The organism is Spongiivirga sp. MCCC 1A20706 (assembly GCF_046524175.1).
Classification (GTDB): domain Bacteria; phylum Bacteroidota; class Bacteroidia; order Flavobacteriales; family Flavobacteriaceae; genus Spongiivirga.
Genome location: NZ_JBEFZF010000002.1, coordinates 215,048 through 232,575, shown reverse-complemented (window position 1 = coordinate 232,575; position 17,528 = coordinate 215,048). Strand labels below are relative to the sequence as shown.

Here is a 17,528-nt window from a genome sequence, read left to right as displayed (position 1 = left end):
GCACAGCCAGTAGGCTGTGCTTTTTTTATTAGCAATTGACAAAATGGTATTTCGTAGGTGTTCAAAATATTTGCTACTTTTAATTGGCTTATAATCAACCTAAACACCAACCTTAATGTCTTACCTTTTAAAAACAAGACGGAAAATTTTCATTTTCCTATTCGGCGTTCTCATCACCAGCTGCGAACCAAAAAAAGAATCACTATTCAATGGTAAAAATCTCGATGGTTGGAAAGCCTACGGGACCGAAAAATGGTATGTGCAAGATGGAGAACTTATATGTGAAAGTGGTCCGGATGCTCAATATGGTTATCTAGCCACCGAAACCTTTTATGACAATTTCGTCCTAACAATAGATTTTAAACAAGAGGCTAATGGTAATAGTGGAGTTTTTTTTCGCTCGACCATTGATGGTACCAAAATAAGCGGCTGGCAAGTTGAAGTCGCACCACCAGAAAATAATACTGGTGGTATTTATGAATCGTATGGTCGTGGTTGGCTTATTAAACCAGAACCGTATAAAGACCGAGCGCTTAAAATGGGTGAATGGAATACCATGAAAATACGGGTTGAAGGGCCTGTAGTTACAACCTGGTTAAATGACATTGAAATGATCCAACTTTCTGATAATAAAATAGCTGAAGGAAAAGGTAGTATTGCGTTACAAATTCATGATGGTGGCGGTATTAAAGTAAAGTGGAGAAACATCTATATACAACAACTATGAGTTCTAACAACCGAAGAAATTTTATCAAAAAAGCAAGTCTTGCTGGAGTTGCTGCCCTTGCAACACCACTCTTAACGTCAGCTTCAGAAAACCGTACTTTTCAAATACTTAAAAGGTCGTCTTCTTTTACAGGAAAATCAATTCTGAACTATGCGGTAATCGGAACTGGAATTATGGGGATGGAAAATTTAAAGACTGCTTTGTTACACGAAGGAGTCAATTTTGTAGCTGCTTGTGATCTATACGCTGGTCGGTTAGAAGATATAAAAAAGAAGTACGGAAAAGACATTTATACCACCTTCGATTACAAAGACATCTTAAAACGAAAAGACGTGGATGTCGTAATTATCGGAACACCTGACCACTGGCATAAACAAATTGCTATTGATGCACTCAATGCAGGTAAACATGTGTATTGCGAAAAACCAATGGTGCATAGTGTAAAAGAAGGATGGGATTTAATAAACGCTTGGAAAAAATCAGGAAAGATAATGATGGTAGGTAGCCAGGGGTTATCTTCACTAGGTAATGAAAAAGCAAAAGAACTACTAGCAGCAGGCGCCATTGGTGATCTTAATTATGCAGAAGGCTTTTGGGCCAGGCATTCCCCGGTTGGTGCTTGGCAATACGCCATTCCCGATGATGCTTCACTCAAAACAGTACGCTGGAAAAAGTATATTTCTAATACTACCGACAGACCTTTTGATGCAATGCGATTTTTTAGATGGCGCAATTATTTAGATTACGGTACCGGAATGTCGGGAGACTTGTTTGTTCATTTGTTTTCAAGTCTACATTTTATTACCAACTCTAAAGGTCCGAATAAAATAAGTGCACTTGGAGGACTGCGTTATTGGAAAGATGGGCGTGAAGTACCCGATGTATTGTTAGGTTCGTTTAGTTATCCTGAAGCAAAAGAACATCCTGGATTTAACCTCTCGCTGCGTTGCAATTTTGTTGATGGAACCAGTGGAACCACCTATTTAAGAATCGTAGGTAGTAAAGGGTCCATGGATGTAAAATGGAGAGAAGTTGTACTCCGCACAAATAATGTTTCGACAGATGATCCTTTTGAGTTAGCTAAAATGAAAGAAAAAGGAATTCAACCAACAGAAAGAAAGAAGATACTACCCCCAACTGAAACTGTTTTTAAGGCAGAAGAAGGCTATAAAGGAGCGCATTACGACCATCACGGAAATTTAATTAATGCCATCAGAAATAACGGTAGTGTAATTGAAGACCCTATATTCGGTTTTAGGGCTGCAGCACCAGCTTTATTATGCAACGATAGTTATTTTAACGATAAGTTCATGAAATGGGATCCAGTAAAAATGAAGCTTGTTTAACCCAAAAATAATTCCAATACTAGAAGTTATGTCTGTTATGTTATTTCAAATATATAAAACCACGCTATCGCTGTTGGCTATTAGTATTCTTACTCTTGGCATTTCCTGCAAGGAAAACACAAAAAAAGAAGAAAAGACGATAGCCGAAAAACCTGTTGAACCCAAACAAGAATGGATCGCTCTTTTTGATGGCACCTCAACTGATGGTTGGCGTGGCTTTAATCAAGAAACCTTACCTAAAAGCTGGGTTGTTGAAGATGGATGTCTAAAATCACTTGGCACAGGCGGCGATATTGGAGGTGACATTGTGTACGGAGCTAAAGAATTTGAAAATTTCATTTTGAAAATGGAATGGAAAATATCGGAAGCTGGAAACAGTGGTATTTTCTACCATGTACAAGAAGGTGAACAATACGAATCTCCATATCAAAACGCTCCAGAGTATCAGGTACTCGATGATATTGGTTTCCCACCACCATTAGAAGATTGGCAAATGTTAGGGGCTGATTATGCCATGTATGCTGCTGATACGACTCAAAAAGTAGTGAAGCCCGCAGGAGAATGGAACACCACTAAAATTGTGTTTACTCCGGATAATGCAGAGTATTGGTTAAATGGCAAAAAGGTGGTACAGTTTGATCCGTGGTCCGATGATTGGAACAAGCGAAAAGCCGAAGGTAAATGGAAGGACTATCCTGATTATGGTGTTGCGAAAAAAGGCTTAATCGGACTTCAAGATCATGGTAGCTTTATCTGGTATAGAGACATCAAGATTAAGGAACTTTAGTTGACTTAATATCCCTTTTATTTTCCTCTCAACTTAAAAAACCCCTCCTAACCAAATAAAATAAGAGGGGTTTTTGTTCTATCATGAAGCTTGTTTATGCTTCGCTCTTCTCCTTGTCTTCGGCCATCATTTTTTCGTCCTCTTTCAAAACACGCTCGTGTTCAGCCTTTATTTTTTCATGTTCTTTTTCCATAGTCTCATGTTCGGCTTTCATTGTAGCATGTTCGGTAGTCATTTCTTCTAATGACATTTCTCCTGAACCATGTTTGGTTTCTAATTCAGCATGCTTTTTAATTAGTGATTCGTGAGAAGCTATAAGTTGTTGATGTTTAGCCAGTATGGCACTGTGGGTTTTTTCCATCTCCAAATGAATGGAATCATTTTCTATTGCCTTGTGTGCAGCTAGCATTTTTTCATGGCTGTCACTCATGGCGTCATGTGTTTTGCTCATTGCATCATGGGACGCCTCCATCAATGTATGCTCTTCTACCATAGCTTTATGCTCCGGTGTTTCTGCTGGATTCTGTTTACAAGAAAAACTTACTAAAATAATAGCAAGAAATGCTAATTTGATTGGTGTTTTCATTTTTATATGATTTAATTGAAGTACAACATTTTTAAATTAAATAAAAGAATCAATCTAGATTATGCAATGAGATACTTCCTTTAATAATAGTATACGATTAATTTGAAAGACTAGATGTCTTGTAGGGTTTTAACTCAACCATAACGATCATTTAAATTTTTGTTAAAAACCCTGATTTAACTTCAATATTTTAGACCTTGCATACATGCACAATAGGCTGTTAAAATATATTGTAACACTATTTTTTACGACAGTATTTCTACTGCCAACGGTTGCGAATTTACATACGTTAAGTCATCTGTCAGAAAATGATGAGCTTCATTCTTGTGAGGTTTGTGATGTTATTGCTTCACCAAATCAAGCAGATATTTTCTTGGATTTTGCGTCGAATGTTGATATCACAAACAACAATCTTCCTTCTACATTCATTCCTAATACGCAGTATAATATCCCTTTAGTGGTTATAGCATCTCCTGCTATTATTTATAACAAACCGCCTCCTTTAGTGTAGTCAATATTGCCTTTTATTGTGCAAAGCTTTGTATGATGTCTCAATAGTCCATAGGGTTACGTTTTTTGTTCGATTTTATAAAACCAAACGAATTAAAGCATCGTAGTTTTCTATGATATTTTTGCAATATTATTCACTTACACTTTTATTGAACTTATTATTGGTAGATCTCCAATTTTAACAGAAATGCTACCCCCATCTATACTTTCAAATTAACAATTAACTAATGAAAAAATTGCCTGTTATCGTTTTGAACGGATTTTTAGGCGCAGAAAAAACCTTACTCAATCATATTCTGCATAATGAGGCGCGTTTAAAAGTCGCAGTAGTCATTAATAATATGAGTAAAAGTTAACTATCAAAATGCAACACCTTAAATAACTAAAGCATGATAAACACAAATAATCTAACAAAAAAATATGGTGAGCAGGTAGCGCTCAATCAACTTAGTCTTACCGTTGAAAAGGGAGAAATATATTGCTTACTGGGCGCTAACGGAGCTGGTAAAACAACAACAATTAACCTACTATTAGGTTTTACAACCCCTACATCAGGTAGTGCTTTTATCAACCAGTTAGAGGTAAAAGCTAACGCAAAAGCTAGCAAGCAATTTCTGGCATACATTCCTGAAAATTTAATGCTTTATCCGAATCTTACCGCGTTAGAAAACCTGGATTATTTTTCGGGTATCGCTGGAAAGAAACTTTCATCAAGTAAACTTAAAACCTATTTAGAAGAAGCTGGTCTACAAGCAGAAGCATTTGACAAGCGCATCTCCACCTTTTCGAAAGGGATGCGCCAAAAAGTTGGAATAGCCATTGCTTTGGCTAAAGACGCCAAAGTACTGTTGTTGGATGAGCCCACATCAGGTTTAGACCCAAAAGCCAGTAACGAATTTGGACAATTGCTTCAACTGCTTAAAAACAAAGGCGTAGCAACTTTAATGGCTACTCATGATTTGTTTCGTGCTAAGGAAGTGGCAACCCATATAGGTATTATGAAAGATGGTGAGCTAAAGCAAGAGTTTGTCGCTAGTGATATTTCGCTTTTAGAACTAGAAAAGGCGTATTTAAATACTATGGATTATAAAGAAGCTACGATATGATCAGTAAAACGTTTATTAAGGAAACCAAAGAATTACTAAGAGAAGGTCGTGTACGCATCTCATTTATAATTGTGTTGCTGTTGCTAGCAGTAGCTGCTTTTATCAGCACGCGACAGTATCAAAATATAAACGACCAGTATGAGGTTGCAAAAGCCACCGAACGTAAAGTCTGGGATAATCAAGGAGAGAAAAATCCGCATTCTGCTGCGCATTACGGCACTTATGCTTTTAAACCTAAATACCCTCTTTCACTGGTAGATCAAGGGGTTGATAAATATGTAGGAACTTCGATCTTTTTAGAAGCCCATAAACGAAACGAGGCGGAGTTTAGTGCTGCTGCGGATCAAACTGGGTTGGCGCGATTTGGTGATTTAACCCCCGACTTTATATTACTTTTCATCATACCACTGTTAATAGTTCTTTTAGGGTATAACAGTTTTACAAAAGAACGGGAAATGGGAACGCTAACCCTGCTTAAAAGCCAGGGGTTATCAACTGGAAAGTGGATGCTTGGCAAATGGACTGCCCTATTAGTTCCCATAGTAGTAATTACCACAATCCTATTCATTATTGCAGGCTTAATATTATCAAATCTTGATGATTTTGGTGTTTTTAGCTGGACGTCCTTACTAACCATGTTTTTAGTTTATATAGTGTACTACGCTATATTTACCAATTTGGTGCTTATCATTTCAGCAAAGTCAAAAAAATCGGGAATTGCACTGGTTCTTTCATTAACTGCTTGGATTTTAACATGCTTAGCAGTACCCAAAGCAGCTAGCAATTTTGCCGAATCGAAATACCCCTATCCCACTAGGCAAGAATTTGCTGCTAATGTTCTTAAGGATAAAAAGGAAGGTCTTGATGGTCATAACCCTTGGAGCAAAGAAGCTAAAATATTCGAGCAACAAGTATTAAAGGAATATGGTGTAGACAGTGTTCATAAATTACCTTTTAATTTTGATGGTTATCGAATGCAAAAAGGAGAGGAACATCAGGCTGAGATATATTCAAAACATTACAACTATTTAAAAGAACAGTATACTAAGCAATCTAACATCTACAAAAGCCTGGCGGTGTTATCTCCTTATTTACCAACCCGTTTTTTGAGTATGGCAGTTGCCAATACCGATTATAATACACATTGGGATTTTGCCGATGCCGCTGAAAATTATCGGATTAATACACAAAAATTCTTAAATGATAATTTCGCTGAAAATTCAGAGTATGGAAACTGGGCGTATCAAGCTGATGCATCTTTTTGGAAGGAGTTGCCTGCTTTTGACTACCAACCGGAAACTTTAGGAGGCACACTTTCTAAAAACATGTCAAACCTACTCATTTTAGGTGGCTGGTTTACTGTATCGTTCGGCTTGTTATTGTTCATCACAAAAAAAATATAACATGTTTAGGTACAATTTTATATATGAACTAAAAGGATTATTACGCAGCAAGTGGATACAACTACTAAGCGTAATCTTGTTACTACTATTTGGGTTTTCTGTACTCAATGGGCACAAAAAAGTGGAACAACGTCAGCGTAACATCGCTTTAGCAAAGTCTGAAGTACAAGAAAATGATCAAATGATGGTACAACTGTTGGACTCTGTAGAGAATGGCATGACGGTAAGCGCTACAAGATGGACGATTCCAACAAGTCCAATGGTAGTAGGAAACGCGCATCCTAGAGTCGCCGCAATGGAAGTTCAACCAATGGCTTTTATATCAACTGGTCAAGCAGATATTTTTACCCATTATGTAAAACCGACAGTGAGCGGAGATGATTTTGCTCTCAACTTCACAGAAATGACCAGTCCAGTACAATTACTTTTTGGGAGTTTTGACCTGGCATTCGTAATTGTGTATTTATTGCCCTTAATTATAATTGCCTTTTCGTACAACGTGTTTTCTGCCGAAAAAGAGAGTGGTTCACTCAAGTTATTAGCATCGCAACCTATTAGTATTAAAAATTGGATACTTCAAAAACTAATGCTCAGGTTTATGTGGCTTGCGATTTTGGTGATTTCAATGCTGATAGTTGTTTTCCTTTTATCAGGGATAAACCCATTTCAAAATACAACTTCTTTCTTACAATTAGTAGGCCTTGCTTTAGGATATATGTTGTTTTGGTTCTCGTTAGTATTTCTAGTGAACCTTTGGGTAGGAAGCTCTGCTAGAAATGCTGTTTCATTGTTAGGTCTTTGGGTGCTGTTTGTGCTCTTAATACCATCTGTTCTCAATCAATTAGGAAGCTCCCTTTATCCTATGCCTTCTCGTACTTTGATGATTAACGAAATGCGTTCGCTAAAGGCAGAAGTAACCAAAAAGCAGGATGAGATACTGGATAATTTCCTTCGTGATCATCCGGAGTATGCAATCAATGATAAAAGCCAATCCAGAGGTTTTTACCATCGTTATATGGCATCTCAAAAATTAGTAAAGGAAGAATTAGCCCCTGTTATTAGTGCTTATGAAGATCAACTCCAAAAGCAACAGAATTGGGTAGGTCGTTTTAAGTGGATTTCTCCAGCGATTATCACACAAGAATCTCTTAATAAAATGGCTGGAACCGCCTATGAAGACTATGAAAATTATAGAAAGCAAGTTGTCATTTTTGCCGGGGAATGGCGGGAGCATTTACTTCCATTTCTATATAACAATACTGTTTTTACAAAAGCAGACGTAGCCAATTTACCAGCATTTAAATATAAGAACGATAGCGGGCCATCAGTTGCATCTTTAGCTATTGTCCTCATTGCTTTAATGCTATTTGGTTCTGGGTTCGTGATTTCGAGGAAACACGCTGTTCATAATGTTTTAAACTAAGGGAATAATGAAAAAAACAGTTTTTATTTCCTGCTTTTGCTTGTTTCTATTTCAACTTTCCTACACTCAGGAAAAAGAAAATGATAACTTCCCTCCACCAGAAACCCCTGTCAGTATTAAGGCAGTAAAAACTACTGAAAAGATAACTATTGATGGAAGATTAAATGAGCCGGCATGGCAAGATGCTGAACTTGTTACTGACTTTTTCCGTGTAGAACCTGTTCAGGGTGGTACCATAAAAAACCCAACACAAGTTCGAATACTGTACGATGATAAAAACTTGTATGTCGGTGTTTTCGCGCTAGATTCACTAGGTAAAAAAGGGATACGTATACAGGATTTAAGTCGGGACTTTAACGGACCTGAAAATGATACCTTCGGAGTTCAGCTTGATGCACAAAATACTAAGCAATATTCCGTATCATTTCAAACCACACCTTATGGTAACCAACAAGATGTTCAGAACTTTAACGACAACAATCGAGATGAGGACTGGAATGCCCTGTGGTCTGTAAGAACTCAGCGCACAGCCAAAGGTTGGTACGCTGAGTATGCCATACCATTTAAATCGATACGGTATGATAAGGCGGTAGAAGGCCAACCTGTTTCCTGGGGAATTACATTTTACAGACTGGCGCGAAAGGATTTTGAAAAAACAGTTTTCCCGGCTATTCCACAGTCTTTTTCGGAAAACAGAATGACATATGCAGCTAAATTAACGGGTTTGGAGGTCCCGCCACCTTCAGCTAATATCAGGATAGAACCCTATGCGCTATACCAATATGATGAAGCTAAAGAAGGTGAAACAATCATCAATGCAGATGGTGAGCCAAAGGTTGGCGGCGATGTAAAATGGGCAATTAACCCAAATTCGGTATTAGACCTTACTATTAACACCGATTTCGCACAGGCAGATGTTGATCGAGCAGTAAACAACTTAGAGCGCTTCAATATTTTCTTCCCTGAAAGACGGCAGTTCTTTTTGGAAAACTCAGGTATTTGGGCTGGGGCTGGTAACTTTCAAGTTCGGCCATTTTTCAGTCGGACTATTGGACTTTCCAACACTTTTAATGCAGCACCAGCTCCACTCGACGCAGGTGCACGATATACCTTCAGAAACGAGAATCGCACAATTGCAGGCCTTGCGGTACGCCAACGCGATACAGACAATAGTCCTGGAAGCAGTTTTGGTGTTGCCCGGTATACACAAAACTATGGCAAGGAAAATAATGTTGGGGCGATGGTTACCTATCGACTAGATGACTCGTCATCAGAGTTGGACTTAGTTAGTAAAGACAATGCTACCATAACGGTAGATGGCCTTATCCGACCAAAAAGTGAATGGACGATCACCTATCTCTTATCTGCCTCTCTTGATAGCGAGGTCGAAGGCACAGGGTATGCCGGGAGGTTTTTTACTGGACTTACTACTAATAAATACTATTTGGGATATCTCAATTATTTTGTTAGTGACGACTATACTCCAGATATGGGCTTTGTTCAGCAAAAAGATGTGATGTATCACAGTCCTGGCGGATATGCTATACTGAGACCAAAATCACTTCCTTTTGTAAGAAGATGGGACCCTGGGGTGTTTTTAAACTACTTTCATGACTTTGAAAATTTTGGCAATTTTCAGCAGGCAAGTTTGTATATCTTTCCTGTTTATACGTGGTTTAAAGACAACAGCTTTATAGAGCTCAGTTTCACCCCTACCTGGCAAAATATCAATTTTGATTTCGCTCCATTGGGACTGGATATTGCCCAAGGAAATTATCGATATACCCGCTTTTTGGGGCGTTATAATTCTGATCGATCCCGCAAATTATCTGGATCCGTGAGCTACGACTTTGGCAACTTTTACAATGGAACACGAATTCTGGTCAACACAGGGCTTCGCTATGCACCAATCCCCCATATAGCTTTTTCTGCAAACTATGAGCGGAACAATTTGAATAATATAGGCATAGATCAAGAAGATTTAGACACCGATTTGTATACCGCAAGCTTGAGACTAGCTTTGAACCCCAGAGTACAATTGTCAACCTTTTACCAATACAATAGTTTTGATCAGCAAGGACGGTGGAATGTTAGGCTCCAATGGGAATACATGCCCTTATCATTTATTTATTTAGTTTTTAATGATACGCAAACGGATGCTTTTGACCCGATACAACAAACTACACAGTTTATAAGTAAAATCACCTTTTTAAAACAATTCTAAATCCCAAAAAATAAAGAAATGAACTTTCAAAAATTACCTGTTACTGTACTTAGTGGATTTCTTGGTGCTGGTAAAACAACCTTATTAAACCATATTTTGCACAACAAAGAGGGGCTTAGAGCTGCTGTTATTGTGAATGATATGAGTGAAGTAAATGTCGATGCAATGTTGGTGGAAAATGAGAATACCCTTTCTCGAACAGAGGAAAAATTGGTAGAAATGTCCAATGGCTGTATTTGCTGTACACTAAGAGAAGACTTGATGATTGAGGTGGAAAAACTCGCAAAAGAACAGCGTTTTGATTATCTCATTATTGAAAGCACGGGCATTTCAGAGCCTATTCCTGTAGCACAAACTTTTAGCTTTGAAAGTGAAGATGGCAGCATCGATTTAAGTAGGTTTAGTTATGTTGATACGATGGTTACCGTAGTCGATGCATTTAACTTTCTCAAAGACTTTTCAAGTCCAGCGTATTTAACGGATCGAGATCTTACCAATATTGAAAATGATGACCGCACCATTGTAAATCTGTTAACCGATCAAGTAGAATTTGCCAATGTAATTTTACTGAATAAAGTTGATTTGGTTACGGAAGCTGAATTGCGAAATCTATATGATATACTACATAAACTAAATCCCAATGCTCGCATCATCCCAACAAAAAATTCTGAAGTCGCCTTATCAGAGGTGATTAATACTGGTTTATTCGATTTTGATGAGGCCGAAGCATCTGCTGGATGGATACAAGAGCTCGAAAACGAACATATACCAGAAACCGAAGAGTACGGCATTGGCTCATTTGTTTATAGAAGAAAAAGACCTTTTCACCCAGAGCGATTTTTAGCATTTGCCACAGCTCAGTTTCCGACTAATATTATACGTAGTAAAGGATTGTTTTGGCTCGCTTCAAGATCGGACCAAGCTCTTATATGGAGTTCTGCAGGAGGATCTCTTAAAACAGATCCCGCCGGCGTATGGTGGGCTTCGATGCCTTTTAATGAGCGTATTGATTATGCAGCATTTGTCAACAATCAAAAAATGATTGAGTCAGAATGGGATATGGACTATGGCGATCGCAAAATTGAGTTGGTCTTTATAGGACAGCATATAAATGTAGAAAAAGTAACCAAGCAACTAGATGACTGTTTGCTTGCAGACATTGAACTTAGGGAGTGGAAAAGTGGACGATTTTCAACAGAAGACAATTGGCCTATTCCTGCCTATCAACAGTCATCATACTCATAATGTGTTAAGCCAATGTTTCGTTCAATAATAATCATACTTATTTTATTCGTTGTCTCCTGCAAGCAGCAGAAGTCAAATGAGTATGATGCACTTATTGACAAGGACAAAATTAAAGAGCTTACGGAGACTAATAGGTCAGATGTTTTTTTCAACCATCTATATATCGTGGTTGATAGCCTTACTTATGCAAGACTTATAGAAAATGGTGGTTGGCATGAAGTTTATGCTAATTTTGATGAAGGGCTTCCAAATTTTAATCCCATTAACGAAAACACCTCGACCTGTTACCTCCGTGGACACCAACACTACATTGAAATTTTAGGACCAAATAACCGTTATAACGAACCTGTAGGTAAAAGTGGACTAGGTTTTATGCTCGAAAATCCAAAAGAACATTTTCATTTAGGCCTAAAGCCCAAAATGAAAAAAATAAAAGACTCTTTGTTATACGCATCCGAAACGGTAAAAATGCCTCTGAAAAATGGAGAAGAGACCTGGTTTAAGGCTTTTTATACCCCTAGTCAAGGTACTGCAATACATACATGGTATGGTTTTTATAATCCCGCTTTTTTAGATAGTTTATATCAGGATAAACACTATACCTACGACCGCAAAGTATTTTTAAAAAATACATACGATGAAAATAGGCTGTTTAATGGTATTTCAGCAATAGAACTAAATTGTACTCTAAATGATTATTTTCGAATTGGTCAGGAGTTGGCCAACCTGCGATGTAACCTATTAGAAAGAAATGGAGATACCTTAATTATTCAAGGAGGAGACATTAAGGTGACACTTTCGCCATCAAGTAATCTTGAATATAGCCATATTAGTAAAATACATTGCGATTTAAACCATTCAGAAAACAGCACTACACACCTAGGAAATGTTGTCATTACAAATAATGGCAATGAATCTATATGGGACCTTAATCAACTACATAAAAACAACAGTACAAATAATAACAAATTAATATACCAAAGAAATGATCTCTAAAACACTAAAATCATCAGCACTTGTTCTCATTATGCTAGTTTCAATAACTGCATGTAAGAAAAAAACGGAGCAATCAAACGAAACGAGCTCTTCTACCGAAGAAGTAAACACTGAAAGTAAGATACAAGAAATAACACTTGAAAAATTGGAGGGCTCACCAGCCTATAGCGATGCCGCTTTGGTACTAGATTCGCCAGCAAATACTACCATTACCAAAAGTGGTGAGGTTGATTTTTCGTTCTCGGTAAATAATTACGAATTGGGCGCTCAAACTGAAGGTGTCAATGCACAAACATTGGCCAATTCTGGTAAAGGCCAGCACATCCACTTTATTTTGGACAATCAACCATATTCAGCACATTATGAACCTAATTTTGCTAAAGAAATGCCTGATGGTGTTCATCATTTGGTTGCTTTTTTAAGTCGTTCATATCATGAGTCTGTTAAAAATGAAAACTCTGTCGTAGTACGCAAAATGGAAGTTGGTGAAAATCCTGAAGACGCTTTAGGTTTGGATATGGAAGCTCCAACACTAATTTATAGCCGCCCAAAAGGAACTTACGCCGGAAAAGATACTGAAAACCTCCTTCTTGACTTTTTTGTCTTGAACACCACACTTTCGGAAAATGGAAACAAGGTAAAAGCCACAATTAATGGTACGGAATTTACTATTACAGAATGGGCTCCGCATGTAGTTAAAGGATTACCCATGGGAGAAGTGAATATTCAACTTGAACTTATTGATGCCGAGGGGAATTTGATTCCCGGACCATTTAACAAGGTTAACAGAACGGTAACGCTAAAGGAATAGTATCTTGTAGTCAAACTTAAAAACCAAAAATGAAAAACTATTTAAGCTGCTTGTTAGGACTATTAATTTTCATTCAATATGGGGCTGCTCAGGACCGGATTACAGGCGAACCATTTGCCACCCGATCTGTAGTGCTAGGGCAAAACGGAATGGTGGCTACCAGCCATCCTTTAGCAACACAGATTGGATTAGATATTCTTAAAAATGGAGGAAATGCCATCGATGCTGCTATCGCTGCCAATGCGGCCTTAGGGCTTATGGAGCCGACTGGCTGCGGAATAGGCGGTGATCTTTTTGCAATCGTTTGGGATGGTAAAACCAAAAAATTATATGGTCTTAACGCTAGTGGCCGTTCACCAAAAAAGCTCACCATAGAACATTTTGAAAAAGAAGGAATGAAGAAAATACCATCTCATGGTCCGCTACCGGTAAGTGTTCCCGGCGCAGTCGATGGATGGTTTGAACTCCATCAAAAGTTCGGATCCAAACCAATGACCGAAATTCTTGCTCCGGCCATTGACTATGCAGAAAAAGGTTTTCCATTAACCGAACTTATTGCTTGGTATATGCAACGTACAGTTCCTTTTTTTGAATCTAGGGGATTCCCAAATATTGAGGATACCTACAAAACTCAAAATGGTGGGAAACTACCTAATGAAGGAGAAGTATATAAAAATCCATATTTGGGCAATACCTACCGTAAAATTGCCAAAGGCGGTCGTGATGCTTTTTACAAGGGCGATATAGCAAAAACAATTGGAAAGTTCATTAAAGAACAAGGCGGCTTTTTATCAGCTAAAGACTTAGCGGCACATAAATCAGAGTGGGTAGAGCCGGTATCCATAAATTATCGAGGTTATGATGTTTGGGAATTACCGCCTAATGGACAAGGCATTGCTGCACTTCAGATGTTACAAATTTTAAAAGGCTATGACTTTTCTAATATTGAATTCGGAAGTGCAGAGCATCTACATTTGTTTACCGAAGCTAAAAAATTGGCTTTTGAAGATCGAGCCAAATACTATGCAGATATGGACTTTTTCGATGTTCCTGTCGAAAAATTATTGTCTGATGATTATGCCAATGAACGTCGAAACAAAATCGGAGAACGTGCCGGTACTTATTCAGCGGGAGAGATTTCAGCCGGAGAGACCATTTATATGACGGTTGCAGATAGTGAAGGCACCATGATCTCATTAATACAAAGTAACTACCGTGGTATGGGTTCTGGTATGGCGCCTCCAAAATTGGGATTTATGCTACAAGATCGTGGAGAGTTGTTCAGTCTAAAGCGTGGACAAGCTAATACCTTTGAACCAGGTAAGCGACCCTTTCATACGATCATTCCAGCCTTTGTCACCAAAGACGGAAAACCCTTTGTTAGTTTCGGGGTAATGGGTGGGGATTTTCAACCTATGGGTCACACGCAAATCGTAATGAACCTTATCGATTTCGGTATGAATTTGCAAGAAGCAGGCGATGCACCGCGATGGGATCATACGGGAGGAGCGAGTCCAATGGGTCAAACCACTACTGATACCGGCATGATACGTACAGAGTCAGGTATCCCGTATTCCACAATACGCGGCTTAATGGATAAAGGTCACCGAATGGGAACAGCACGTGGTATTTACGGAGGTTATCAGGCCATTTTATGGGATGATGAGAATAAGGTTTATCACGGTGCTTCCGAAAGTCGAAAAGACGGGCAAGCTGCAGGCTATTAACTTAAGTCGATACTACTCCGTAATTTAGCATCAACTAACAGTATTAAAATAAATTGACCTCGAAAAAACTTTCTTTTTTTAACCGTATCCCTCATGCCATTACAATGTTGTTCGGTATTATTATACTAGTAGCATTACTAACGTATATATTACCGGCCGGATCGTATGAGCGGGAGTTAATTGATGGTAGAAGCACCGTAGTTCCCAATTCTTACAAAACAATTGAATCTACTCCTGTAGGGTTGTTAGATATGTTTACCGCCATTCCTTTAGGCTTTAAAGCGGCTGTAGAAATCATATTTATTGTACTAGCAGGTGCCATTATGTTTGGTTTTATGGAAAAATCAAATGCGGTTGAGAATGCGGTTGGGACTCTTGTTAAAAAACTAGGTCTAAAAAAGAAATACCTCATTATCGTCATCATGACCTTTATTTATGGAATATTGGGTGTAGCCGTAGGCTATGAAAACAATATTGCAATGGTTCCTATTGCTGCCGTTTTAAGCCTTGCTTTAGGCGGTGATTTAATGTTGGCAGCCGGTATTTCAGTCGGAGCGATGACCATCGGTTTTGGTCTTTCTCCCATCAATCCTTACACTGTGGGTACTGGTCATAAACTAGCAGAATTGCCTATGTTCTCTGGTGCCTTGTTACGAAGTGTTCTATGTTTTTTAGCACTAAGCGTGATGGCTTATTATAATGTGCGTTACTTTAAAAAAATTAGTACTCATCCGGATAAAAGCTTAAGCAAGGGCCTTGATATCAGTGAACTGACCTTATCAAGACCAATTCAAGAATATTCACTTAACCAAAAAAACTGGCTCGTGATCATCATATTCATGGCAGGGTTGTTGACCATTCTCTATGGAGTATTTAATTTAAACTGGTACGTAAATGAGCTTTCTGCTGTATTCTTAATGGTCGCCCTTTTGTGTGGACTGGCATCAAGAATGAGCGCCACCACCATGAGTGAAACTGTTTTGAAATCAGTTGCCTTGGCAGCCCCAGGAGCCTTTATGGTTGGTTTTGCAACTTCTATAAAAGTACTAATGGAAATGGGAAATATTGGTGATACCATCTCATACCAGCTTTCTTCTTTGTTACAAGGATTACCATTGTATTTATCGGCCATATCTATGTCTATTTCTCAATCGGTAATCAACTTTTTTATTCCCTCCGGAAGTGGACAAGCCTTGGCTACATTACCAGTAATGTTGCCTTTGGGCGAGTCGCTGGGATTGAGCAGACAGATTACCATTTTGGCTTTTCAAATTGGTGACGGATTATCTAATTTAATAAACCCAACCTTAGGCGGACTCATCGCTATGCTGAGTATGTGCCGAGTGCCTATTAACCGTTGGATTCGTTTTATATTTCCCGTATTGGTAAGTGTGCTTTGCTTGGCCTTTTTAGCCTTAATTATTGCCGTTGCGGTAAACTATAGTTAGTTATTATGAATGTAGAAGAAATTTTGAAGAAACTAGTGTCCTTTCCAGTTCTGGGAGGGGAAAGTAATTTGAGTATTCTAAATTGGATAAAAGGGGTATTAGAATCAAATGGAGTTACGGTTCATTTGGTTCCTAATGAAGACGGAAGTAAAGCTTCTCTGCATTGTCGAATTGGACCTGCAACTGATGGTGGTGTTATTCTTTCTGGACATATGGATGTAGTACCGGTCGAAGGTCAGGAGTGGACCACTGATCCCTTTGTGTTGACCGATAAAGGAGATGGGAAACTGTATGGTAGAGGAGCCTGCGATATGAAAGGTTTTTTAGCTTGTTGTTTGGCTGCACTGCCTCAAATGCTAGAAGCGGACTTAAAAAAGCCTATTTATTTTGCCTTTTCCTACGATGAGGAAGTTGGTTGTTTAGCAGCTCCCGAATTGGCAAGAGCTATTAGCACCCATTATGACGAAACACCAAAATATGCCATCATAGGCGAACCATCATTGATGGAACCGATAGTAGGACAAAAGGGGATATATATTTTAGAAACCTACGTTAATGGTTCTGCCGGACATAGTAGCCGCGTCAAACAGGAGGTAAGTGCTATTCATGAAGCCATGCGTTTAATTCTTTGGCTAGAAAAAAAGATGGATCAATTGATTGCCGATAAACGTTTGGATGATCGTTTTCATCCACCGCACTCTAGTATTCATATTGGTTTGGTTAGCGGTGGTATTGCGCCCAATGTAATAGCCGATAAAGCTCATTTTTATTGGGATTTACGCACCATTCCTATGGACGATATCGATGCAATTGTCAAAGAGTTTGATGGCTATTGCAAAAAACGTGAAGCAACACTTCGACAAGTATTTCCGGATTTTTCTATAAAAACAGTTGAAAATCATCCTCCAGTACCTCATTTGGATACTAAGGCAGATGCCGATGTTGTTTCACTAGTAAAACGCATATCAGGAAAATCAAAACTCAATACAGTTTCCTACGCAGCTGAAGCGGGTCAATTTGCTAATGAAGGTTTTCAGTCTGCTATTTGTGGTCCGGGTTCTATCGCACAAGCGCATCGTGCGGATGAATTTATTGCAAAAGAGCAATTAGTAAAAGGAGTAGCAATGATCAACAAACTTATTCTAGAATTGTCGTCTGAAAATTTTGCTTGGTATGCGTAGTCCTATTA

General features: G+C 38.5%; 15 protein-coding genes and 1 pseudogene. 15 read left to right on the top strand and 1 reads right to left on the bottom strand.

Annotation, left to right across the window (positions count from 1 at the left end):
* Nucleotides 1-115: 115 nt before the first annotated feature.
* Genes ABN763_RS05050 through ABN763_RS05040 form a run of 3 tightly spaced genes read left to right on the top strand, consistent with a single transcriptional unit; the run spans nt 116 to nt 2,860 of the window.
* Entirely contained in the window at nt 116-727 is a 612-nt protein-coding gene (locus tag ABN763_RS05050; protein WP_410484345.1) for a DUF1080 domain-containing protein, read from the top strand.
* A complete protein-coding gene (locus tag ABN763_RS05045) occupies nt 724-2,073 on the top strand; it encodes a Gfo/Idh/MocA family protein (RefSeq protein WP_410484344.1) in 1,350 nt (449 codons plus the stop codon). The genes ABN763_RS05050 and ABN763_RS05045 overlap by 4 nt, the downstream gene beginning before the upstream one ends.
* Before the next feature lie 28 nt (nt 2,074-2,101).
* A complete protein-coding gene (locus ABN763_RS05040; protein WP_410484343.1) occupies nt 2,102-2,860 on the top strand; it encodes a DUF1080 domain-containing protein in 759 nt (252 codons plus the stop codon).
* A 94-nt stretch (nt 2,861-2,954) separates the two neighbouring features.
* On the opposite strand, the gene ABN763_RS05035 is transcribed toward ABN763_RS05040, so the two are convergent.
* Nucleotides 2,955-3,446, bottom strand: a complete 492-nt coding sequence (locus ABN763_RS05035) for a hypothetical protein (RefSeq protein ID WP_410484342.1) — start codon at nt 3,444-3,446, stop codon at nt 2,955-2,957.
* A gap of 205 nt (nt 3,447-3,651) precedes the next feature.
* Here ABN763_RS05035 and ABN763_RS05030 point away from each other — a divergent pair, with 205 nt between their 5' ends.
* From ABN763_RS05030 to argE, 12 genes and pseudogenes are all read left to right on the top strand, one after another.
* Nucleotides 3,652-3,957 (top strand): hypothetical protein, encoded by a 306-nt coding sequence (locus ABN763_RS05030; RefSeq protein ID WP_410484341.1) that lies wholly within the window; start codon nt 3,652-3,654, stop codon nt 3,955-3,957.
* A 226-nt stretch (nt 3,958-4,183) separates the two neighbouring features.
* Nucleotides 4,184-4,306 (top strand): annotated as a pseudogene (locus ABN763_RS05025) (GTP-binding protein); the annotation flags it as partial.
* 39 nt (nt 4,307-4,345) lie between these two features.
* Nucleotides 4,346-5,062 (top strand): ABC transporter ATP-binding protein, encoded by a 717-nt coding sequence (locus ABN763_RS05020; RefSeq protein ID WP_410484340.1) that lies wholly within the window; start codon nt 4,346-4,348, stop codon nt 5,060-5,062.
* Nucleotides 5,059-6,465 carry an ABC transporter permease gene (locus ABN763_RS05015; protein WP_410484339.1) on the top strand — a complete coding sequence of 469 codons (1,407 nt, stop codon included), beginning with the start codon at nt 5,059-5,061 and terminating at the stop codon, nt 6,463-6,465. The genes ABN763_RS05020 and ABN763_RS05015 overlap by 4 nt, the downstream gene beginning before the upstream one ends.
* Before the next feature lies 1 nt (nt 6,466).
* Nucleotides 6,467-7,888, top strand: a complete 1,422-nt coding sequence (locus ABN763_RS05010) for a DUF3526 domain-containing protein (RefSeq protein WP_410484338.1) — start codon at nt 6,467-6,469, stop codon at nt 7,886-7,888.
* A gap of 7 nt (nt 7,889-7,895) precedes the next feature.
* Nucleotides 7,896-10,112, top strand: a complete 2,217-nt coding sequence (locus ABN763_RS05005) for a DUF5916 domain-containing protein (RefSeq protein WP_410484337.1) — start codon at nt 7,896-7,898, stop codon at nt 10,110-10,112.
* Between the two features lie 18 nt (nt 10,113-10,130).
* Complete coding sequence (locus tag ABN763_RS05000; protein WP_410484336.1) at nt 10,131-11,357, top strand: GTP-binding protein; 1,227 nt, start codon at nt 10,131-10,133, stop codon at nt 11,355-11,357.
* Nucleotides 11,358-11,369: 12 nt separating this feature from the next.
* Nucleotides 11,370-12,353, top strand: coding sequence for a DUF5829 family protein (locus ABN763_RS04995; protein WP_410484335.1), 984 nt, complete (start codon nt 11,370-11,372; stop codon nt 12,351-12,353).
* Nucleotides 12,343-13,164, top strand: coding sequence for a hypothetical protein (locus ABN763_RS04990; RefSeq protein ID WP_410484334.1), 822 nt, complete (start codon nt 12,343-12,345; stop codon nt 13,162-13,164). Before ABN763_RS04995 ends, ABN763_RS04990 begins: the two co-directional genes overlap by 11 nt.
* Nucleotides 13,165-13,193: 29 nt before the next feature.
* Nucleotides 13,194-14,891 carry a gamma-glutamyltransferase gene (ggt, locus tag ABN763_RS04985; protein WP_410484333.1) on the top strand — a complete coding sequence of 566 codons (1,698 nt, stop codon included), beginning with the start codon at nt 13,194-13,196 and terminating at the stop codon, nt 14,889-14,891.
* Nucleotides 14,892-14,944: 53 nt separating this feature from the next.
* Complete coding sequence (locus ABN763_RS04980) at nt 14,945-16,339, top strand: YfcC family protein (RefSeq protein WP_410484332.1); 1,395 nt, start codon at nt 14,945-14,947, stop codon at nt 16,337-16,339.
* Between the two features lie 5 nt (nt 16,340-16,344).
* Complete coding sequence (argE, locus tag ABN763_RS04975) at nt 16,345-17,520, top strand: acetylornithine deacetylase (RefSeq protein ID WP_410484331.1); 1,176 nt, start codon at nt 16,345-16,347, stop codon at nt 17,518-17,520.
* The last annotated feature ends 8 nt before the right edge of the window (nt 17,521-17,528 follow it).